This is a genomic window from Tumebacillus lipolyticus (assembly GCF_042682745.1).
Taxonomy (GTDB): Bacteria; Bacillota; Bacilli; order Tumebacillales; family Tumebacillaceae; genus Tumebacillus_A; species Tumebacillus_A lipolyticus.
In genome coordinates this window covers 727,308-751,473 of record NZ_JBHUIO010000002.1, presented here as the reverse complement: position 1 = coordinate 751,473, position 24,166 = coordinate 727,308, and the positions used below count along the sequence as shown (strand labels likewise).

At 58.5% G+C, this 24,166-nt stretch carries 4 protein-coding genes; all 4 read left to right on the top strand.

From position 1 onward, the window contains the following. Positions 1 to 43: 43 nt before the first annotated feature. Genes ACFSOY_RS02680 through ACFSOY_RS02665 form a run of 4 tightly spaced genes read left to right on the top strand, consistent with a single transcriptional unit; the run spans position 44 to position 24,137 of the window. Positions 44 to 8,299, top strand: a complete 8,256-nt coding sequence (locus ACFSOY_RS02680) for an SDR family NAD(P)-dependent oxidoreductase (protein ID WP_386043979.1) — start codon at positions 44 to 46, stop codon at positions 8,297 to 8,299. A 24-nt stretch (positions 8,300 to 8,323) separates the two neighbouring features. Then, the gene (locus ACFSOY_RS02675; protein ID WP_386043978.1) at positions 8,324 to 9,748 is read left to right on the top strand and encodes a polyketide synthase dehydratase domain-containing protein; all 1,425 of its coding nucleotides are present in this window, start codon (positions 8,324 to 8,326) and stop codon (positions 9,746 to 9,748) included. After that, entirely contained in the window at positions 9,745 to 14,835 is a 5,091-nt protein-coding gene (locus ACFSOY_RS02670) for an SDR family NAD(P)-dependent oxidoreductase (RefSeq protein WP_386043977.1), read from the top strand. The genes ACFSOY_RS02675 and ACFSOY_RS02670 overlap by 4 nt, the downstream gene beginning before the upstream one ends. Next, positions 14,832 to 24,137, top strand: a complete 9,306-nt coding sequence (locus tag ACFSOY_RS02665; protein ID WP_386043976.1) for an SDR family NAD(P)-dependent oxidoreductase — start codon at positions 14,832 to 14,834, stop codon at positions 24,135 to 24,137. The genes ACFSOY_RS02670 and ACFSOY_RS02665 overlap by 4 nt, the downstream gene beginning before the upstream one ends. Positions 24,138 to 24,166: the final 29 nt, after the last annotated feature.

Sequence of the window (24,166 nt, the reverse complement as noted above, 5' to 3'; positions counted from 1 at the left end):
TCGAATTGAACAGCTTTATATCTAACTAAAAGAGGTATCGCTCGTGAAAAAGGTGGCCACTACTCATGCACGAACTGACATTGCCGTTATCGGGATGTCGTGTCGCTTCCCAGGAGCCGATCATCATGAACAATTTTGGCTCAACTTAAAACAGGGGAAGAACTCGATCGCTGAAATTACGCCTGATCGCTGGAGCTTGGAGGAATACTATTCTCCCAAGTTTGAACAGGCAAACAAAAGTGTAAGCAAATGGTGTGGGCTGGTCGAAGGGGTAGAACGTTTCGATCATCAGTTTTTCAACATCTCGCCTCGCGAGGCGAACAACATGGACCCGCAACAGCGTCTGCTGTTGGAAGAGACGTGGCACTGTGTGGAAGATGCAGGCGTTGCGCTGCGGGAGTTACAAGCGGGCAATACAGCTGTGTACATGGGCGTGATGGCTGCCGATTATCGGCAGGAAGCGTCCGCTCCGCATCTGGAGACTGACAGCTATGCCGCTTTGGGTGGGTACGAATGCATCTTGGCGAATCGCATCTCCCACTTTTTCGATTTGAAAGGCCCGAGCATGTCGATCAACGCCGCATGCGCCTCTTCGCTGGTGGCGATTCATGAAGCGAAGCGTTCGCTCCTGACCGGGGAGAGCGATTTTGCAATCGCTGGCGGCGTGAACTTGAACCTGCATCCGTGGAAATACATCTCCTTTTCCAAATCGCGAATGCTGAGCCCAGACGGGCAGTGCAAGACGTTCGACATGGATGCAAACGGCTATGTTCCAGGCGATGGTGTTGGCGTTCTCCTCTTGCAACGGTTGGACGATGCGCTCGCAGCCGGACATCGAATCTACGGCATCATCAAAGGCTCGGCAGTCAACCATGTGGGACGGTCGCAATCGATCACCGCTCCTCGTGTCGAGGCGCAACAGGAAGTGATCTTACATGCGCTGCAAGACGCAGGGGTCGATCCGCGAACGGTCGGATATGTGGAAGCGCACGGCACCGGCACATCGCTTGGCGACCCGATCGAAGTGGAATCACTGACCCAAGCATTTCGAAAATTCACGCAAGATCGTCAGTTTTGTAAGATCGGTTCGGTCAAGACGAACATCGGACACCTGGAGGCGGCAGCCGGGGTTGCTGGCGTGATCAAAGTGTTGCTGATGATGCGTCACCGTCAGATCCCGCAGACGCTGAACATCAAAACGCTCAACCCGATGATCGACTTTGAGCGATCGCCCTTCGCAGTAGCAAACCAGCTTGACGAGTGGCAGCGAAATGCAGATGAACCGTTGCGCGCAGGTGTGAGTTCGTTCGGTTTTGGCGGTGCGAATTCACACGTGTTGGTCGAAGAGTATCGCCCTGTCCAAGCGGAGTCGTCTGCTGATGATCAGCAGCAAGAACCGGTGCTCTTTTTGCTCAGCGCCAAGAGCAAAGCGAGCTTAGATCGGTTGGTGCAAGCGTGGCAAGCGTTCGCCCAGAGCGAGCGCTTTGCGCAGATGTCGCTGCAAGATCTCAGCATGACGCTGCTGAAAGGGCGGGAAGCACTCCCGTTTCGGATCGGGAAGCTGGTGCGGGATAAGGGAGAGCTGGTGCGCTTTTTGCAGGAAGTGTCGCTGCCAGATCAACGGGCAGAAGCGCGCCCGTGGCAGCTTTGCGTTGGCGAACTGACCTGGCACGGGAGCGCACAGGTTCAGGCGCTGACCCATGCGTTCCCCTCTTTTGGAAAACACCTTGAGCACGCGCTTGCCACGCTGCTGAGCGCAGAGGGAGTGAACGCTTCTCGCAAAAGCTTCCGACTGAAGCGCTGGAAAGAGGCGGATCGGCCGCTCTTCTCGTTTGTGGTCAACGAGGCGTTGCTGCGAATGATTTTGGCAGCGGGGGCGATCCCGCATTCGGTAGCAGGTTGTGGGGCAGGCGTTTGGAACAGCCTGTCTGTCAGCGGGATGATCGAACCGCAGCGAGCGATGGTGAAGTTGCTCACCTACGGGTCAGCTGGCGACCAGCTGGATGCCGATCTGAAGCGTCCGCAGATCCCCTTTGTCGATTTGCAAACGGGGCGATCGATCGCGGCGATCAGGATCGATGCAGACTATCTGCAAGCGCTGCTCACAGGACTGCTCGCACAAGATCTGGAAGAGAGCTCGACCTACTATTTCGAAAAAGCAAAGTTGTTGCTAAAAAATCAATTTACATTTAAGCGCTATATGGAAGATTGGAACTCTGTGCTGCAAGCTTTTGACCTTTCGATCGATCGGCTGTTTCAGCGTGAAGCGACGCTTGGCGAGGCGAAGCGAGTGCTGCTCTTCGTGATCGCCAGCAGTCTGCGCAAGCTCAACCGCAAGTGGAACCTGAGCGAGCAGAAAGTGGTGGAGCAACCTGAGTTTTATGAGTTGCTCGATCTGCTCACAGACGAAGTGGTGACACCGGAGATGATCGTCGAGCTTCTGCTCAGCGAACAGCCCGATTTTGCAGCGTTGGCCGAGATGATGAAAAGCCGTCAACATCGCTTGCAGGATGGGCAAGAATATCGATTGCTGCGTCAGCATGGGCAGCAGGTGCAAGAAATCGAAGATCCAGCCGCTTGGATCGAGGCGATGCTGAAAGCGCAGACCGCAGAGCTGGACGATGAGCAAGCTGTCGTCTGGGGACACTTTAACCACCAGCAGGCGAGCGACCGCCCGTTGGGCGCGAACCTGGACGGCGTGCAGGAATTCCTCCTGCAACTCTGGCTGCGAGGAGTGCCGATCCGCTGGGATTCGCTGCTCGACGGCAGAGAATATCGCCCGCACCGGCTCCCCTCGTATCCGTTCGATCGCCGCGCGTTCTGGCTGCCTCGGCCGACTGGGACAGAGACGGAACGACTCGCGGACAAGCGCACGTCAGAACAGACTCTGCATCCTCCGCTGACCGAAGCGGCGGGCGGGTGGACTCGATCGTTTTCGGTCGACGATGCGGTCGTGCAGGATCATCTGATCACAGGTCATCATCTGCTGCCTGGCGCAAGTCTGCTGGAGACTGCAAACGAACTGATCGCTCAGACGCAGGCGGGCGCTGTTGAGCTGCGCGATGTATTGTTTCAACGGCCAGGGCTGGTCGAGCCAGCTGTCACGCTTTCGGTGGACCTGGAACCGACTCGACAAACGTTTTCGATCCAACAGGGTGCGCAGACGCTCTGCGTGGGCAAATATGGGCGCGGTCATGGCGGGCAATCGCAGTCTGCTGAGATCGCGAGCGCACTGCGGGACGTGCGGTGGCAAGACGCGCAGGCGGTGTATGAGCTCTTTGAACAGCGCGGCTACCAGTATGGCCCAACGCTGCGAGTGTTGCATCGACTTCAGCTGAGCACAGATACGTTCTGGTTTGATGCGCGTGTCGAGGGGCATGGCGCCAGTGGTCAAAAACTGTCGGCGAATCTGTTGGATGGCATTTTTCAAGCGGCGATCGCCGTTCAGTTTCATGCAGAAGGGATGCTGGAGGGCAGATCGCTCTACGTGCCCTATCTGATCCGTTCGATGACCGTGTTCGCTCCGCTTGACGGGCGTTGCTTCATTCGCATCAACAAGGGCGACGTACGGTCGATCGGGACCGATTTTCGCGCGCAGATGCACGTCTACAGCGAGACGGGTCAGCCGGTGCTATCGATCGAAGAGATGATCTTCAAGCGGGTGGAGCACAGTTTTTTACAGCCGAATCTGCCGGAGGAATCGCTCAATCTGTGGCGTCCTGAGTGGCAAGAACAACCCGCATTCGCCGAGTGCGCTCCTGCGTCCGGCGAAGGAGCGACGCTGATCTTCGGAGATGCGCTCGGTGTGGGGGAACGGCTGGCAGCAGAGCTTGGCAACGCGATCTTCATCAGCCCCGCAGAAGATGGGCAAGCGGTGTTGAAGCAACTATCAGCCGAGCAGATAAGTATTCGAAAGATTTATTATCTTCGTGGAATGGCGTCTGAGGAAGAGCTGCTGCGCGCAGAGCGAGCAGAAGTTCCAGCTCCTGTGTTGGAGCTGTTCCAACTCGGGAAGGCGCTCGCGCACATCGGTCAGTCTGCTCCCCAAGAATTGATCATCGTCACCCGAAAGCTCCAGGCAGTTTTGCCTCAGGATCGACCGGAGTTTCCGTCCGCTGCCGCCTTGCATGGCATCGGGAAGGTGATGGCGAGGGAGAATCGGCAGCTGCAGGTGCGCCTGATCGATTTGGATGCTGACGATCTTCAGGCCAGCATCCGGATGCTGGCTGTCGAGTCGGGAAGCGCACCGCTGCATGAGGTGGCCTACCGCGGCGGACGGCGCTATGTGCGCGTCCTCGCACAGGCGAGCGGAACCACAGCGGATCGACAGGTCGCCATTCGCCCGCGCGGCGTCTATCTGATCGTCGGCGGCCTCGGTGGGATCGGGTTGGAAGTCGCGCGTCATCTGCTGGAAAACTTTCAAGCTAACATCGTCTTGGTCGGGCGACGTCAGCACGATCAGACGGTGGAGCAGCAGTTGGCAACGCTGCGCGCGCTCGGCGGCGATGTGCTGTACCGAAGCGCCGATGTGACAGACCGGAGCAGCATGGAGGCGGTGATCGACCAGACGAAGCGACAATATGGCGCCTTGCATGGGGTGATTCATTCGGCTCTCCTCTTGGCGGATGGTCTGATGCGCAACATGACAGAGGCGAGTTTCCGGCAAGCGTTTGTTGTGAAATATCGCGGGGCGCAGATTTTACACCAAGTCACGGCAGGGGATGCGCTCGACTTTCTCGTCTTCTTCTCCTCCATTCTCGCGCTGCAAGGAAATGCGGGTCAGTGCAACTATGTGGCCGGATGCTCCTTTATGGACAGCTTTGCCCACTACTTGCGAAAAAGTGGGCAAACGCACGCGGTCGCTCTGAACTGGGGCTATTGGGGCGAGGTTGGTATCGTGGCGAACGAGCGATTCCGCAAGCTGCTTGCAGAGCAGGGATTTTTGGCCTTGCAGACGCAGGAGGGCATCGCTGGTTTCCAGACGGCGATCGAGCGAGGAAGCGAGCAGATCGTCGTCGCCAAGATCGGGGCGGATCGCTTGGCGCAGATGACAGCTGGCGAAGCGAGCGGTGGCGAACAGCGAAGCGAAGCGGGGCATGCGGCACATGCGGCGATCGGGCGGCAGATCGAACGCGAGGCGGCAACGGCGTTCGGCGATCAGAATTTGCTCGACGGAATGCCAGAGATTGAGCGTTTTGGCATCTACCTGCTGGTGCAAGCTTTGCAGAGGCGTGGTGTCCTGTTGCGAGCGGGAGAGCGCGATCAGCGCGAACAGCTTGTGCAAAAGATCGGGCTGATCGACAGGTACAGCCGCTGGTTCGACGCTGTGCTCGACCTTTTGAGCCGCCATCAGTTCATTCGCTTGGAACAGGGGCGGACGATGGTCGCTGTGACCGATCGCGTTTCTGAGCTAGCAGAATCCTTGACCGCCGAGGCGATGCGTGCGGAACAGCGACGGCTGCTCGATACCTATCCGGACAAACGGGCACACGTTGCCCTGATCGAGCAGGCGATGGCGACTGTCGATTCGATCTGGTCAGGGGAGATGCAAGCGACGCAGATCTTGTTCCCCAATTCCTCGCTGCAATTGGTGGAAGGTTTCTACCACGGAAACCGCTTCTCCGATTATTACAACGATCTGGTCGCTCGTTTTCTGCTGGCGATCGCGGAACAGCATGGTGGCGTAACAGGGCGGACCGACAAGCTTCGCATCTTGGAGATCGGAGCTGGAACGGGCGGTACGTCCCAGGCGGTCCTGCAGAAGATCGCGCCGCTTGGCGAAGGGATCGACTACTGGTATACGGACATTTCGCCAGCGTTTGTCAAACATGGGCGAAATCGCTTTTCGCAGCAGTATCCGTTCACTCAGTTCACTTCGCTTGCGATCAACAAGATGACGCCAGACAAGGCTGAGCAGCTGGGCGCTTTCGACCTGATCTTTGCGACGAATGTGATCCATGCAACGCCCAACCTGACCACGACGCTCCAACAGATTCGTTCGCTGTTGAAGCCTGGCGGACGATTGGTGTTAAACGAACTGTGCTATGTGCAAGACTTCTTAACGCTGACGTTCGGTTTGCTGGACGGCTGGTGGTTGTATGAGGACATGGAGGTTCGTCTGCCGCACTCCCCGTTGCTCGATCCGACCAACTGGAGCGAGTTGCTGGGCAAGAACGGATTTGCAGATGTGACGGTGTTCGGACAGCCCGATCGCTCGCAAGCGGCCAGACAGATCGTCATCGTCGGGCGTCAAGCATCGCCTGTGGTTGCATCTGCCGTACCGTCTGTCGCTGCATCAGTCGTCCGTACAGCAGACGAGCTGATCGCGCTTGCGGAAGAGCAGATCAAAGCGAGAGTGGCGCAAGTCTTAGAGATGAGCGTGGAAGATCTGCCCGAAGATCAGGTGTTTTCTGAGATTGGCGTCGATTCGATCGTCGCCGTCGAGCTGATCTCCGAGCTGAATCAATCGCTGCAGATCTCTTTAAGCCCGACCACGCTGTTCGACTATCATTCGGTGCAAAAGCTCGCCGAACATTTGGCAGAGCGATATGCGGACGAATTGATCAGACAGTCTCCGCCAGCAGCAGACGTTGCGACAAAAGGGAATTTGATCGCCGAGACGGTGAAACCGCAACGGCCAGCTGCAAGTCGTGCGGAGTTGAACGCATCGAATCGCGTGCGTCAGATCGTAAGCCAGAAAACGGCAGAGGTGTTGCTCGTCTCGACGGACGAATTGGACGAAGCGTGCAGTTTTCATGAGCTCGGTGTCGATTCGATCGTCGGGGTTGAGCTGGTCAATGCGCTCAACGAACAGCTTCAGCTCAGCTTGAGCCCGTCGGTGCTGTACGATCACACTTCCGTTCTGCAGTTGACCGAGCATATCTGCAGCCAAATCGAGCTGTTCCAACACTTCGAAGAAGCGGTCGCGACAAAAGAAGAGGAAGTCGTTCCGACAGTCCGGCCGACCGATCTGTTCGCTCGGCCGAGTTCTGTGCGCACTGCAGATACGAGGGACATCGCCATCATCGGCTATTCGGGACGGTTCGCCGGAGCTCGCAACACGCGGGAATTCTGGTCCAACCTTTCGCGGGGTGTGAACTCGATCGGTGAGATCCCAGCTGATCGCTGGTCGATCGAGAAGTTTTACGACCCAGACCCGCTGCGGCCGGGCAAGAGCTCCAGCAAGTGGGGCGGGTTTCTAACGGACGTCGATCGCTTCGATCCTTTGTTCTTTAACATCTCGCCGGTGGAAGCGGAGCTGATGGACCCGCAGCAACGGCAATTCCTGATGGAGTGTTGGAACACGCTGGAGATGGCGGGCTATACCGAAAAGATGCTGAACAGCCGCTCCTGTGGCGTCTATGTCGGCGTGATGAACAACGATTATCAAGAGATGATCATGAAGAGCAGACATGACCTGTCGCCGGCGCATGCGCTGGTCGGGAACTCCAATGCGATTCTGCCCGCGCGGATCGCCTATCTGCTCAACTTGAAAGGGCCAGCTCTGGCGATCGACACGGCGTGCTCCTCCTCCCTGGTCGCGATGCATCTCGCCTGCAAAACGCTACAGGATGAAGAGGCGGAGATGATGTTGGCTGGCGGCGTGACGCTCTACCTCACCGAATCGCCCTACATTCGCATGTCCAAGCTGGGCATGCTTTCACCAGAAGGAAAATGCAAGACGTTCGACAACGGGGCGGACGGATTTGTGCCAGGTGAGGGCGTCGGGGCCGTGCTGTTGAAACGACTGGACAAAGCGATCAGAGATCAGGACATGATCTTTGGGGTGATCAAAGGATCGGCGACCAATCAGGATGGCAAGACGAACGGCATCACCGCGCCGAGCAAAGAGTCGCAAAAAGGACTGGAGCTGTCTTTGTATCGCGAGTTTGACATCGACCCGAGCACGATCAGCTATGTGGAGGCGCACGGAACGGGCACGAAGCTTGGCGATCCGATCGAGATCGAAGCGTTGAGCGAATCGTTCCGAGCGTATACAGACCGCAAGCAGTTCTGTGCGATCGGCTCGGTCAAGACGAACATCGGACACACTTCAGCAGCTGCTGGCGTAGCGGGTGTGATCAAAACGATCCTCAGCTTGAAACATGGCAAGCTGGCACCTTCCTTGCACTATCGCCGGGCGAATGAGTATATCAACTTTGCGAACAGTCCGTTTTATGTGAACACAGAATTGCGAGATTGGCTGCCTGTTGGCGATGTGCGCCGAGCGGCTGTCAGCTCGTTCGGATTTAGCGGCACCAATTGCCACATGGTGATCGAAGAGGCGCCTAGAAAGTAAGAAGGAAAAAGGGAGAGATTGACGATGGGGAGCACGACAAGGGTAGTGTCGGGCGAACAGAATATCGATCGGCACTTGATCGCGTTGTCAGCGAAGACAGAGGATGCGCTGTACCGAAAAATCGTCGATCTGCTCGCGTGGCTGGAAGCGGAGCAAGAGCAGCCTGCGCTGGGAGACATCGCCTATACGCTGTGGAGAAGGAGAACGCATTATGCGGTCCGGACGGGGTTCCTCGTTCGAGATTGGGCAGACCTTCATCAACAGCTGGGCGAGGTGTCTCGTTCGAAGCGGCTGCCGAGCGCGAAGCGGAGCGGAGAGCGCACAGATCTGATCGAGGAACTCCTCGAACGCTATCTGGCAGGTGGCGAACCGGATGGGGAGTCGCTGTATGCTGACGCTCGATATCGATGTCTGCCGCTCCCCACCTATCCGTTTGTTGAGGAGCGATACTGGCTTCCCGATCAGGCAGAGATCGTCGAGCAGATTGAGCGGGTGAGAACAGCAGATCGACTGCATCCGCTGCTCGATTGCAACTCGTCAAGCTTCAGCGAGCAAAAATTTACGACCCGCTTCACTGGCCGGGAGTTTTTCTTGCAGGACCATCAGATCGGGGGGCAGCCGATGTTGCCTGGCGTCGCTTACTTGGAGATGGGCAGGGCGGCTGCTGAGCTGTCTGGAGCTGATCAGGCGGTGTGCTTGGAACAGATCGTCTGGGCAAGGCCGGTGCTGGCAGCAGAAGCGCAGGATGTGCACATCAGCCTGTATCCGAGCGATGAGCGAAGCGAAACGATCGAATTTGAGGTTTGGTCAGAAGGCGAGCAGGAGTCGACCTTGCATGCGCAAGGGCTGGTCAGATGCATCTCGAACACTGCCGGTCAGCGCTTGGATCTGGAAGCGATCGAACAGAGATGCACAGTCCGGCTGGGAGCGGATGAGTATTATCGGGCGCTGCAAAATCTCGGCTTGGACTACGGGCCGAGCATGAGAGCGATTCAGGAACTTTCGCTTGGCAGTCAGGAATGCATCGCGCGATTGAAGCTTCCAGAAGGCTTGCAGTCCGACTTTGCCGATTTCAAGTTGCACCCTGCACTACTTGACGGTGCGCTTCAAGCGACGGTCGGTCTGCTTGAGCGTGTGCACCAGCGGGAACAGGTGGTCTATCTTCCGTTTGCGCTGGAAGCGGTCAGGCTGATCAGACCGCTGCCTAAACATGGCTACGCATATGTCAAGGCTCAGGGCAGCTCAGGCCTGAAGTATGATGTGTTGCTGACCGATGAAGCGGGTTACGAATCGGTCGTGCTGGCCGGATTGTCGGTGCGCGCATTCGATCTGCAAAAGGCTGGCCGAGCAAAAGTCGGGCAGGTCAGCACGCTCGATCTGTTAGAAAAGCTGAGCCGGGGCGAGCTGAGTGTTCAGGAAGTCGAACAGGTGCTGGGGGGAGGATCATGAGAGATCAGGTGCGTTTGGATATTCGAAACACATTGCAGCAGATCCAAAGCGGTCGGCTGACACCGTCCGCAGGGCTTCGCATCCTCGAAGAGCTTCGCATGGAGGGAGAGCGGGATCTGCTGTATTTTCACCCCGAATGGGAGCGGGTTGCCCTCGATCACCGATCACCAGCGCCAGATTCGATCTTGCTGTTCGAGCTGGATGATGCGCTTAGCACGGAGATCAGCAAGCACCTTCCAGCTGCTGGGCAGCTGCATGTGGTAAAAAAGGGGTCAGCATTTCGCCAACTGGATCGCAATCGATTTGAGGTGAATCCGGAACGGCCCGCCGATTTCCGCGAGCTCATCGCAACGCTTGCGCAGCAAGGAATGCCTGTCACGCACATCCTGTTTCACTGGTCGAACAGCGGGACGGACATCCGGTCGATGCTGACAAACGGGGCTCTGTCGCTCTTTCATCTGACCCAGGCACTGATGGAACAGAAAAGAACGCATGCGGTTCGCCTCCTCTCCCTTTCGGTCGATGCGTGCGATCTTCAGGACGCGATACAGGGCGCGATCGGCAGCTTTGCTCTGACGATTCGTCAGGAAAATCCGCTCTTTCTCTACAAGGCGGTCACAGTTCGCGACACCTCCCTGTCCGCGCTCGCCGAGATGGCACTCGCAGAGCTGACAGCGATCGACGCGGATGTGCAGGTGCGAGTGGAGAGCGGCGTCCGCTCTGTTAGACGCCTGAAGGAAGTGCAGGGGGCAGACCGCTCCGCGCTCGCTTGGCGAGAGCGAGGCGTCTACCTGATCACAGGCGGTGCCGGCGGGCTTGGGCATGTGTTCGCGAGCTACCTCGCGCGACAAGCGCGGGCGCGACTGGTGCTGGCCGGACGCTCGCCGCTTGGTAAAGAGCAGCAGGAGCGAGTGCGAGACTTGGAGCGGCTCGGCGCTGAGGTGCTGTATGTGCAGGCTGATGTCGCGGAGCGGAAACAGGTCGAACAGCTGGTCGCGAAGGCGAAACAGCGATTTGGTGAACTGCATGGTGTGATCCACTCGGCAGGAGTGATCCGCGATTCGTTTCTCCTGAAGAAGACAGCGGCGGAGTGGGAGGCTGTCCTCTCGCCAAAAGTGTATGGCACCTTCCATCTTGACGAGGTGACGCAGGATGAGCCGTTAGACTGGTTTGTGCTCTTTTCTTCCGTCACTGCTGTCGCAGGCAATGTAGGGCAGAGCGATTATGCGTTCGCCAATAGTTTTATGGACCATTTTGCCGCAGGGCGAGCAAACGCTCGACGCCCAGGCAAGAGCCTCTCGCTCAATTGGCCCTTGTGGCAAGACGGGGGGATGCGCCTTGATGCCGCGGCGGAGCAGCACCTGCACCGCACGTTGGGCTTGACTCCGATGAGCCAAGAGCAGGGTTTGCTTGCATTCGAATCGGCGTTGCAGAGCCCGCACGCCCAACTGGCCATTTTGCACGGAGCGGGCGAGCAGATTCGGAATCTGTTCGCACCGCGTGCAGAACCTGTCGCGACGCTAGAGCGGAACGAAGGAAACTCCGATCTCCCCGCAGCAGATCTGCTTGAGCCGACGAAAGATCATCTGAAAAGCGTGCTCTCCAAGCTGACCAAGATCCCGGCGAACTCGATCGCATCGAAGGAACCGCTGGAAGCGTACGGGATCGACTCGGTGTTGATCATGTCGCTGACAAGAGAGTTGGAGCAGCAGTTCGGCTCGCTTTCGAAGACCCTATTTTTTGAGTATGAGAACATCGAAGCGCTATCCCACTATTTTGTCGACCATCATCAGGACGTCTTGCACAAGCTGTTCAACCGGGCGAATGTTGTCACCGCAGCGGTTCCCCAAGCTGCATCGCCAGCTGGGCAACAGGCGGTAGCGGAACTTCCGACATCGCTCCATCGCGAGCGGCGAAAAAATGTGCGTCGCCCGTTGCAGTCTCGATCAGGATCGTCAACTCCTGAACGAGAGCAGCAGATGGAGATCGCGATCATCGGGCTGAGCGGTCAATACCCAGAAGCGCGAAATCTAGCGGAGTTCTGGGCGAATCTGCAAGCGGGAAAGGACTCGATCACCGAGATTCCCAGCGAGCGATGGGATCATTCGATCTATTTTGATCCAGATCGAAATCGAAAAGGAAAGTGCTACAGCAAATGGGGCGGATTTATCTCCGATGTCGATAAGTTCGACCCACTCTTCTTTCACATCTCCCCGAAAGAAGCGGCGCTGATGGATCCGCAGGAGCGGCTGTTTTTGCAGACGGCATGGCATGCGTTCGAGGATGCTGGCTACACCAAGACCGCCTTGCAAGACACCGCGGTCGGTGTGTTCGTCGGGGTCATGTACGGCCATTATCAACTATACGGTGCGGAAGAATCGTTAAAAGGGAACGTGATCGCCCTCAACTCCTCTTCTGCCACCATCGCCAACCGCGTTTCCTACAGCCTGAACTTGCACGGGCCGAGCATGGCGGTCGACACGATGTGTTCGTCATCGCTGACCGCCATCCATCTCGCCTGTGACTCGATTCGCAAAGGGGAGAGCGATCTGGCGCTCGCCGGCGGCGTCAACGTCTCGATTCATCCGAACAAATACATCCTGCTCTCCCAAGGCAAGTTTTCCTCCACCGATGGTCGGTGCAGGAGCTTCGGTGAGGGAGGGGATGGATATGTGCCTGGCGAGGGAGTCGGGGCGGTGCTGTTAAAACCGCTGCATCGAGCGATCGAGGACGGAGATCAGATCTATGGGGTGATCAAAGCGACCTCGCTCAATCATGGGGGCAAGACCAACGGGTATACGGTGCCCAGCCCGCAAGCGCAAGGGCGATTGATCGCCAAGGCGCTGGAGAGAGCGCAGATCGATCCGCGCTCGATCTCCTACCTCGAAGCGCATGGAACGGGGACGGCGCTCGGAGACCCGATCGAGATCACCGGGTTGATGCGAGCGTTCGGAGAGCGGACGAAAGATTTGCAATTCTGTGCGATCGGTTCGGTCAAATCGAACATCGGTCATCTGGAATCGGCTGCTGGTATTGCTGGGATCACCAAAGTGCTGTTGCAGATGAAGCACGAGCGGTTGGTTCCATCCCTGCATGCGGAGCGGCTCAACCCGCACATCGACTTCGAGCGATCTCCTTTTTATGTGCAGCAGGAGCTTGCCGAATGGAAGCGACCGGTGCTCGAAGCAAATGGGGTGCGCTCCATCGCCCCGCGTCGGGCGGGCGTCTCCTCGTTTGGAGCGGGCGGCTCGAACGCTCATGTGATCTTGGAAGAATTTCAAGCGAGCGAGCGTTTCTCTGATCCAAAAGCTTCTGGGGAAGAAGCGCAATTGATCCTGCTGTCAGCCCGCAATGAAGAGCGCCTGAAAGCATACGCGGAGCAGATGCTCAAGTTCCTCGGCAGCGATGCGGATCGACCGCTCCTCCCGCGCGCCAATAGCCGGGTGGCGCAGACTCGACAGGTGGAGCAGTCGCTGCTTAGCATCGCCTCCAAGTTGCTACAGGTGAAGGTGGAGGATCTGGACGCTTCGATCCTGCTGACCGAGTACGGGATGGATCGCCTGATCTGGAACGACCTGCTCGACCTTGTCGGTCAGGAGTTTCAGGTGGATGCGACCGCTTGGACGCTTTTGGAGCATCACACGCTGGCAACTTTGGCGGATGAGCTGATTCGCGCTGGGGTCGACCGCCAGGCAGAAGGGCTACCTGTGTTGCAGGCTGTGCAGAGCCGCGACTTTTCCTTGCGCGATATCGCCTTTACCTTGCAGGTCGGGCGTGAAGCGATGGAAGAGCGCTTGGCGCTCATCGTCTCCTCGGTGGAGGAGCTTGTCGAAAAGCTGGGTCGTTTCCTCGCAGGTGAAGCGGGGATCGAACAGCTGTATCGCGGTGGAGGCGCCGACCTTCGTCATCAGGTGGAGCTGTTGGTCGAGGGTCGAGCAGGCGAGGCCTATATGCGGATGCTCCTGCAGGAAGGTCGATTCGAACATCTGGCAACGCTCTATGTCGCCGGCATCAACTTGGATTGGAGCCTGTTGTACACAGCAGCGACCGATCGACCCAAGCGTCTCTCGCTGCCGATCTATCCGTTTGCGAAAGAGCGCTATTGGGTGCCCAATTCGAGTGCTTCAGCAAGCGCTGCAGGAGCGGATCGTCCTCTTTTGGCAGCGCGTCTGCATCCGCTGGTCGAGCGAAACACATCGACGCTGCAAATGCAGAAGTTCAGCACCAGATTGACCGGAGCTGAGTTCTATCTGCAGGATCACCGAATCGACGGGGCGCAGATCTTGCCTGCTGCAGCCTATCTGGAAATGGCGCGAGCAGCTGGCGAACTGGCGGCTGAACGGCCAGTTCGTCAGATCGAGCAGGCGGTCTGGGCGCATCCGATCGACACGTCGACTGAGGAGCGAGAGGTGCACATCTGCCTGTATCAGGACGGTGAGCAGATCGGCTACGAAGTGTACTCGGAGCACGAGGGTGGCGAGGTGACGCTGCACGCACAAGGTGCGCTCAAGTTTGAGGCGGACGATTCGCGAATTCCGGAGCAGCTGCAGCTGAGCGCCATCCGCGAGAGCTTGTCTGGGTTAAAAGGAGCTGCGCAATGCTATCAGGAGTTTGAGCAGATGGGCTACGCGTACGGCCCGAGCTTTCGGAGCATCCGCGAGTGGAGCGGCGATGGAAAGTCGGCGCTCGCCGAAATTTGCTTGCCAGACTCGGCAGCACAAGAAGCGGATCACTATCTGCTGCACCCGTCTCTGCTCGATGGCGCGTTGCAGACGGTCATCGGACTGCTCGATTCTCGCGAGTCGGTCGTGCCCTATTCGATCGGCGAGCTCATCGTGTACCGACCGCTTCCGCAGCGCTGTTTTGCCTATGCGGTTCGCACGTCAGCGCTTGAGGATCGCGTTCAAAAATTTACGATCGTGCTGGCAGACGAACAGGGGAACCAGTTGGTGCGAATCAATGACTTTACGCAGAGGGTGATGAAACAGGAAGGGCCGCGACGACAAGAGATCATCGACCTTTTTTACAAACTACAAAGCGGAGACATCGAGATCGACGATCTGCAAAGGTTGGTGGGGAACGCATGAGGAGCGAGAAGCGGAGTTACCAAGATATCTTCGAGCAAATTCAAAAACAGCAGATCACACCTGAGGAAGGCTGGAAGCTGTTTGCAGCGGCGCGCCTTGATCAGCAAGGCCAACGCGCAGACCAAGACGAGGATCAGCTCCTCTACTTCCAGAGCGAATGGGTGGCTGCAGAGCCGATCCGCCGCGAGGTGAAACCGAGCGAAAGCGCTCAGACCCTCTTGCTGTTTGCTCACAGCGAGGAGATCCGCCTGTCTGTACGAGAGCGGCTCGGACGGGACGTGCAGGTCGTGCTGGTGCAACAGGGGAAGAGCTTTGAACAGCGGAGCGATCACCAGTACGTGATCGACCCTGCCTCTGCTGAGGCGTATCGAACGCTGTTCAAAGAGGTGAAGCCAGACCTTGTGCTTCATCTCTGGTCGCAACTGAGCGCAGACGACCTGCAAAGCCAGATGGAGCAGGGGATACTGGCGCTGTTTCACCTCAGCCGTGCCTGCTTGGAACAGAAGCTGGACAAGGAAGTTCAACTGCTCTTCGCCCATCCGACAGCAGCCCGATCGAACACCGCTTTCGCTTTGCAGTCGGCTGTGAGCGGATTTGCGCGGACGCTGCGACTGGAACACCCGCAGCTGGTGTGCAAGGCGGTCGAGCTCGACCTGACCACAGCCGATTGGATCGATCATCTGCTGGCGGAAGCGAACGCGTCGCCCGACGGAGATGTCGAGATTCGCTATGAAGGCGGTCAGAGGTTCTGCAAGCGTCTGCAAGAGGCGGCACCTCTGCCGACAGCAGCATCAGGAACCCTGTTGCGGGAGCGAGGCGTGTACCTGATCAGCGGAGGCGCAGGAGGCCTAGGGCTGCTGTTTGCCGAGCTGCTGGCACGTCAATGTCAGGCCAAGCTGGTGCTGACCGGGCGCTCAGCAGCTGATGACCAGATCGCCAAAAGGTTGAAGATGCTGGAAGCGCTCGGCGCTGACGTGCTGTATCTGCGCGGGGATGTGACTTCCCGTGAAGATGTTGACAGATGGGTTGGCGAGGCGAAAGCTCGCTTTGGTGAGGTTCACGGCGTGATCCATAGCGCAGGTGTGATCAGAGATTCCCTGTTGCTGAACAAGACGGCCGAGGACTGGGCGCAGGTGATAGCGCCAAAAGTGTTCGGCACGGTGAACTTAGATCTGGCGACACAGTCGGAGCCGCTCGACTTTTTTGTGCTCTTCTCTTCGCTCGCTTCGGCGATCGGCAACATCGGGCAGAGCGACTACGCGTATGCGAACTGCTTTATGGATCGCTATGCCGAAGTGCGAGCGAATCGGAGATCGCCAGGTCGGACACTGTCGTTCAATTGGCCGTTGTGGCAAGCGGGTGGCATGCAAGTCTCGCCGAGCGTAGAGCAGAGCTTGCGGGCAACGCTCGGTCTCGTGCCGCTGCAGACGGAGAACGGGTGGAGCGCTTTCGCAGCTGGATTGGCGGGGAGCTGCTCTCAGCTGGTGGTCACCGCAGGGGATGCCAGTTCCATCCGCCAAGCGTTCGAATGGAAGTCGCCGACACCTGTGACCCGCGAGGCAGAGCATGCGGAGCTGAGCCCAGTTCATGAGCAGGAACTGCGTGCGCTGACAGAAGCTTTCTTAAAAGAGCTTTTTGCCGGTGAGCTCGAATTGACTGCTGCTCGCTTGCAGTCGCAGGAACCGCTGGAGAATTACGGTCTCGACTCGGTAATGATCATGACGCTGACCCGAGAGCTGGAGAAACAGTTCGGCACGCTCTCGAAGACGCTCTTTTTTGAGTACCAGACCATTTCTGAACTGGCCGGCTATTTGCAAAAGCATCATGGCGAGCAACTGTTGCGCGAGCTGGGAGTGCAGAAGCGTTTGCCATCCGCTGCGCTCGATCGCAAATCGACTCCGCAGTTGCGGAACTCGTCTACCAGAAACTTGGCTCCTAGAAACTTGTCAAGGGCAACGCGTCTTGTGGAAGGAGAACAGAGCGCGGTTGCGCTGGCAACTGACGAGATCGCGATCATCGGGTTGAGCGGACGCTATCCGCAAGCGCGAACGCTCGATCAGTTTTGGGAAAATCTGCGCAGCGGGCGAGACTGCATCACCGAAGTTCCGGCTGAGCGATGGGATCACCGCGACTATTTTGACCCGGACAAAGGGCGAAAGGGCAAGACCTACAGCAAGTGGGGCGGGTTCCTCGACGATGTCGATAAGTTTGACCCGCTCTTCTTCAACATCTCACCGCGGGAAGCCGAATTGTTAGACCCGCAGGAGCGCCTTTTCCTGCAGACGGTGTGGCACCTGTTTGAGGATGCGAACTACACCAGACCGCGATTGAAAGAGCTGAACGTCGGCGTCTTCGTCGGGGTGATGTGGGGGCAGTATCAGCTCTATCAGGGCGAATCGGATGGGCAGGTGATCGTGCCGAACTCCTCCTATGCCTCGATCGCCAACCGGGTGTCCTATACGTTCAATCTGAACGGGCCGAGCTTGGCGCTGGATACGATGTGCTCTTCCTCGCTGACCGCCATTCATCTGGCCTGCGACTCCTTGCGCAAAGGGGAGAGCAAGCTGGCGGTGGCAGGCGGTGTCAACCTGACGATCCACCCGAACAAATATTTGCAGCTGGCCCAAGGCAAGTTCGCCTCGTCCGACGGGCGCTGTCGGGCGTTTGGCGAGGGCGGCGATGGCTATGTGCCAGGCGAAGGCGTCGGCGCGGTGCTGCTCAAGCCGCTGGCGCAAGCGAAAGCGGATGGCGATCGCATTTACGCGGTGATCAAGGCGACGGCGGTCAACCACGGTGGCAAGACCAACGGGTACACGGTGCCCAACCCGAATGCGCAAGGGGAGCTGATCGCCGAGGTGCTGAAGCGGGCGAACCTCGACCCGCAGACGATCAGCTACATCGAAGCGCACGGAACGGGAACCTCGCTCGGCGATCCGATCGAGATCACCGGGCTGCAGAAGGCGTTCGGTGAAGAGCAGGAGCGGCAATACTGCGCGATCGGCTCGGTGAAGTCGAACATCGGGCATCTGGAATCGGCGGCGGGGATCGCTGGGTTGACCAAAGTGCTGTTGCAGATGAAGCATGGTCAGCTGGTGCCCTCGCTGCATGCGGAGCCGGAAAACCCGCACATTCCGTTTGCGGAAACGCCCTTTTACGTGCAACGAGAGCTGAGCGAATGGAAGCGGCTGAAGCGAGCGGAGAGCGGACGAGAGGTCGAAGTGCCGAGAAGGGCGGGCATCTCGTCATTCGGGGCGGGCGGATCGAACGCGCACCTGATCGTGGAGGAGTATCTGCAAGAGCGGCAGGTGGAAGTGGAAGCGGAACGAGGCCCGCACCTGCTGGTGCTGTCCGCCAAGCGGGAGGAGCGGCTTCGGGAGTCAGCAGCAGCCCTCGCCCGCTTCTTAGCCCAAAACAACGAGCTGTCGTTGGCTGCCCTCGCGCAGACGCTGCAGGTTGGTCGAGAGGAGATGGAAGCGCGCATCGCGTTTGTCGCTTCCGATCTGGAGCAAGCGATCAGACTGCTGGAGCAGTTCAGCCGCGAGCCGGACAACTGTCATGAGGTATTCCGCGGCAATCTGAAAGGCAACCGAAGCAACTCCGCTTTGGTGGTTCAGGATGAGGAAGGCAGCGAATACTTTCGCCGGCTGGTGCAAAATCGGAAGCTCAGCACGATCGCTCAATTGTGGGTGGACGGTCTGGAGATCGACTGGAGCTTGTTGCAGGAGCGGCCGATCCTGCCGCGCCTCTCGCTGCCAGGGTATCCGTTTGCTGAGGAGCGATATTGGGTGGAACCTCGTGCGACAGGCAGAGCGGAGCGAGTTCAAACGATCGCTTTGCACCCGCTGATCGATACGAACGAGTCGACGCTGGAAGAGCAATGCTTTCAGAAGCGCTTTCACGCGGACGACTTCTATCTGCGCGATCATCTGTTGCAGGGAAATCCTGTTCTACCGGGCGTTGTCTATTTGGAGCTGGCGCGGGCAGCAGGTGAGTTTGCAAGGCGCAACCACAGCGTGATCAAGCTGACAGGGAACGTCTGGCTGCACCCGCTGACCTTGCGGGAGGACGCTCGTGAGATGCACATCTCCCTCTATCCGCAAGCGGGAGGGGTGGCTTACGAGGTGACGACACGGCAGAGCGAAAGCGCCGTGACGATCCACGCGCAAGGCACGCTGGTCTACGCGGAGCTGAGCGATCAGCCTGCGCAGGCTGATCGCGTGAATCTGGCCGATGTGCAAATGCGCAATCGCTCCACGATCAGCGTCGAGCAATTTTACCAAGGCTTAGCGGGGAAAGGGTTGCAGTACGGCCGAAGCATGCGACCTGTCCAGCAGCTGTGGGGTGGAGAGAACGAGGCGCTCGCTCGATTGGAAGTGCCGGCAGAACTGCAGCACAGCTTTGACGAGTATGGGCTGCATCCGATATTGCTCGACGGCATGCTCCAGACGATCAGCCTGTTGACCGGCCCCTATGACTACCTTCCGTTCGCTTTGCAGGAGATCGAGCTCTTTCATCCGCTGACGAGCGTCTGCTATGCGCTGGTCTGCCCGGCAGATCAGCAGACGGAGCAAGGAGCGCCCGTGCGAACGTTCGATCTTCGACTGCTCGACCCGTCGGGCCGCCTGCTGCTGGCGATGAGAGGGCTTTCGCTTCGCGGCGGAAAACAGTCCCAACCTGTTCTGCAAGAAGGTGCGCTGCAAGCGGCTGCCACCGCAGAGCAGGAGCTGATCGCTTGCTATCGTTCGATCTGGAAACCTGAAAGGCTGTCGACCGAACCAAAACGGACGGTCGAGCTGTCCGAAGGGCCGTTGCTGTTGTTCGATCAGGATGACAGGGCGAGTGCGAGCTGGGCGGCAACGTGCGGCAGAACGGTCGTCACTGTGGTACCTGGCAACTCGTTTGCTCGGTTGGCAGCAGATCGTTATGTGATCGATCTGACGTGCGAACAGGACTATCGACAGCTCTTGCAGAGCGTGACAGATGATCATCAACCGCCATGTGCGATCGTGCATCGCTTTCGTCGGGGAGTTGGATCGGATGAGCAAGTCTCGTTCTCCCGGGAGATCGAGGCGGGGATCGACTCGCTGTTCCTCCTGAGCCAAGCGTTGCAACAACATCCCGATCGGCACCCGCTACCGCTGCTGTTCGTCTATCCGCTCGGCACGACCGAGCAGACAGTCGAAGCGATCGATACGGCAGTCGGCAGCTTTGCCAAAACGTGGCATCAAGAGCAACCGCGCTTCCTCTGCAAGACGGTGGGGATCGCCGATTCGATCGCGGAACACGAGGCGATCGACGCGCTCTGGCAGGAGCTGTGCATGGGCGGAAGCGAACCGGAGGTCCGCTATCAGAGCGGTGAGCGGTTGGTTCATCGGCTGGAGGAGGAAATTCTGACTGCCGAGGTGGACAACCTCCCGCTGAAAGAGCGCGGCGTCTATTTGATCACAGGCGGATTGGGCGGTCTGGGACTGATCTTCGCCGACTATCTAGCTTCCCAGCATCGAGCGCGCCTCGTGCTGAGCGGGCGCTCCGAGCGGGGGGCAGAGCAGGAGCAACAGCTGCGGAGATTGTCCGATCTCGGAGCTGATGTGCACTATGTGCAAGCGGATGTGAGCCAAAAGCGCGATGTGGATCGTTTGATCGAGCAGGTCAAAGCGAAATTCGGCGTGCTGCACGGCGTGATTCACAGCGCAGGCGTGCTTCGCGACTCGCTCCTGCTTCGCAAGCAGAAGCAAGATTTTGATGCGGTGGTCGCGCCTAAACTGTACGGCACGATCTATCTGGATGAGGCGACGAAGCGGGAGCCGCTCGACTTTTTCGTCCTGTTCTCCTCGCTTGCCGCCGTGCTCGGCAATGTCGGACAGAGCGATTATGCGACGGGCAACCGCTTTATGGACGAATATGTGAAGCTGCGCGCTGCGAGCGATCGACCGGGGCGCTCGCTCTCCCTGAATTGGCCGTATTGGCAAGCGGGCGGCATGAGATTGCCGGAAGCGCGCATCGAATCCCTCCGGCAGAGCTTCGGGGTGGAACCGCTGGAAACGGCATGTGGACTGCGGGTGTTTGAACGACTGCTCGCGGGAAGCCAGAGCCAATCGATGGTGCTGCAGGGAGATCGCGCCAAGGTACGGCGCTATCTGAAGGAGAGCGGGCTGCTCGATCAGCGACAAGCGAGCGAGTCGGCTGCCGAAGCGGATCGCACCCCAAGCGTGAGTCGCGTCGATCGATCTTTGTTGCGCGAGGGGACTACCGAGCTGATCAAGGAAGTGCTGTCCAACGGGCTGAAACTTCGGGCGTCTGAGATCGAGATGCTGGAGCCGCTGGAGAACTACGGGATCGACTCGGTGATGATCGTAGAGCTCACACAGGCGCTGGAACTTCAGTTCGGCGAGCTGTCCAAAACGCTGTTTTTCGAATATCAGACAGCAGACGCGTTGACCGACTATTTTCTCGATCAACACGCCGCACGACTGGTCGAAATCCTCGATCTGCCGACGGTAGCACCTGCTGTCGAGCGCTCGCTGCCCGCTGTGCCGGAAATCCCAGCACCTGTGCGACGCGACGAGGTGGCGAGATCGCGTTTCCTCACCGCTCCGGCTGTAAGCTCGCCGTCTGCAGCTACGCAGCCGGACGAGATTGCGATCATCGGGATCAGCGGACGCTTCCCGAAGGCGAACAGCATCGAGGAGTTTTGGGACAATCTGAAGTCGGGAAGAGATTGTGTCACCGAAGTTCCGGAAGATCGCTGGGACTACCGTGACTTTTACGATCCCGACAAGGAGCAGGCGGGGAAGACGAACAGCAAGTGGGGCGGCTTCCTCGACGATGTGGACAAGTTCGACCCGCTGTTTTTCAACATCGCGCCGAGCGAAGCGGAGTTGCTCGATCCGCAGGAGCGGCTGTTTTTAGAGACGGTCTGGGAGACGCTTGAGAACGCCGGATATACGAAAGAGCGATTGTCCCATGCGGACATTGGCGTTTATGTGGGCGTCATGTACGGTCACTACCAGCTGTTCGGTGCGGAGGAGTCGCAAAGGGGCAACGTGACAGCGCTCAGTTCGTCCTTCGCCTCGATCGCCAACCGCGTCTCCTATTTCTTCAATTGGCACGGGCCGAGCATCGCGCTTGACACGATGTGCTCCTCTTCGCTGACCGCGATCCATCTGGCTTGTGAGAGCCTGCATCGCGGCGAGAGCGAGATGGCGGTGGCAGGCGGGGTGAACGTGACGATTCATCCGAACAAATACATCCTGCTCAGCTCAAGCCAATTTATGTCGAGCGACGGGCGATGCCGCAGCTTCGGCGAGGGTGGCGATGGATATGTGCCAGGTGAGGGCGTCGGCGCAGTCCTGTTGAAACCGCTGAAAAAAGCGTTAGCAGATGGCGATCACATCCATGCGGTGATCAAGGGAACTGCGGTCAACCACGGTGGGAAGACGAACGGGTACACGGTGCCCAACCCAGTTGCACAGACGGGCGTCATTGCAAAAGCGATCAAAAGAGCCAACCTCGACCCGCGGACGATCAGCTACATCGAAGCGCATGGCACAGGCACTTCGCTCGGCGATCCGATCGAGATCACCGGTCTGATGAAAGCATTTGCGGAGCATACGCCGGATCGGCAGTTTTGCGCCATCGGATCTGCCAAATCGAACATCGGACATCTGGAGTCGGCAGCGGGCGTTGCGGGCATCGCCAAAGTGATCCTGCAGATGAAACATCGCCAACTGGTGCCGTCGCTGCACAGCGAGCAGCTAAACCCGCATATCTCATTTGTCAATTCGCCCTTTTATGTTCAGCGGGAGTTGCAGGAGTGGAAAGCGCCGGTGCTCGTGCAGGACGGCGTGGAGGTGTCGCACCCGCGTCGAGCTGGAGTCAGCTCTTTTGGCGCGGGCGGAGCGAACGCGCACATCCTGCTCGAAGAGTTTGTGCAGGCGCCTGTGAACGAACGGGCGTCACGGAGCGAGCAGGTGATCATCCTCTCGGCGAAGAACGCCGAGCGGCTGAACGAGTATGTGCGGAAAATGATCTCTCACCTTGAGCAGCAGAGGGAGGAGCAGCGAGCGATCAGCGCACTCGCCTACACGCTGCAAACAGGGCGTGAGGAGATGAGCGAGCGAGTGGCGTTCGTCGTCTCGGAAATCCCCGAGCTGATCGACCTGATGGGGCGATTCCTGCAAGGGGAACGAGAGTTAGAGCGAGTTTATCAAGGCAATGTGCGCTCAAACAAAGAGAAGTTTGAGCGCATGATCGAAGGGCGTGCCGGTCGAGAGTTTTTACGGATGATCATGCAGGATCGCCAGATGGGAAAGATCGCTCAATTTTGGGTGAGCGGCATCAGCATCGATTGGGAGCTGCTCCACGAAGGAGCGAAAGCACCTCGGATGACGCTGCCCACCTATCCGTTCGCCAAAGAGCGCTATTGGGCTGTGCAAAGTGCGGCTTCTGGCGATCTCACCCTTCGCGGCGGGGCGGTTCAGCGACTGCATCCGCTGATCGAGCGGAACACCTCGACGGTGCGCGCTCTGAAGTACAGCACCCGCCTCGTTGGCGACGAATACTATCTGGCCAAGCATCTCCTCTTTGCGCCGATGCTTCCAGGTGCGATGTTCCTGGAGGTCGCGCGGGCGGCTGGAGAGCTGGCGGGCGAACGCGCCGTGCACAGGTTGGAACAGGTCGTCTGGTCGCGACCGATGTCGCCGCTCAAGCTCCCCTGCGAGCTTCAGATTCAGCTCTATCCGGCAGATACGATGATGAGGTTTGAGGTCAGCACAGAGTCGGAAGGGGAGCCGCGCACCATCCACTGTCAAGGAACGATCCTGTTGACAGCAGCGGGGGAGACACCCGGCGAGATGGCGCGAGTGGATGTGCAGGATCTGATCCGGCGAGCTACGGTGCGCCTCTCCGGAGCGGAGTGGTACCGCCGTTGGTTTGGTGACGAGCAGCGCGTGCCAGCACAGTTTCACACGATTCAAGAATGGTTTGCAGGTGATGGATATTCGGTAGCGCGTTTGGAGATACCGAGCGCACATCGAGCTGATGCTGCTGCCTACGGACTTCATGCGCTGCTGGCCGACGGCGCGCTCCAAGCAGCCTGGGGGCTGCCTGAGCAGGAGACTGCTTTGGGGAACATTCTGTTGCCGCAGGAAGTCGAGCGGTTCGATCTGCTGGGTGCGGCAGGAGCTTCCTGTTATGTGCGCGTGATCGGCACAGGCGCATCTGCTCACCTCCAACTGCTCGATGAAGCGGGCCACACGGTGGCGAGCATGCAAGGATGTAAACAAAGAGCTGTCCTCAGCTGAGGAGAGTTGCGATTGAAATAGATGTCAAG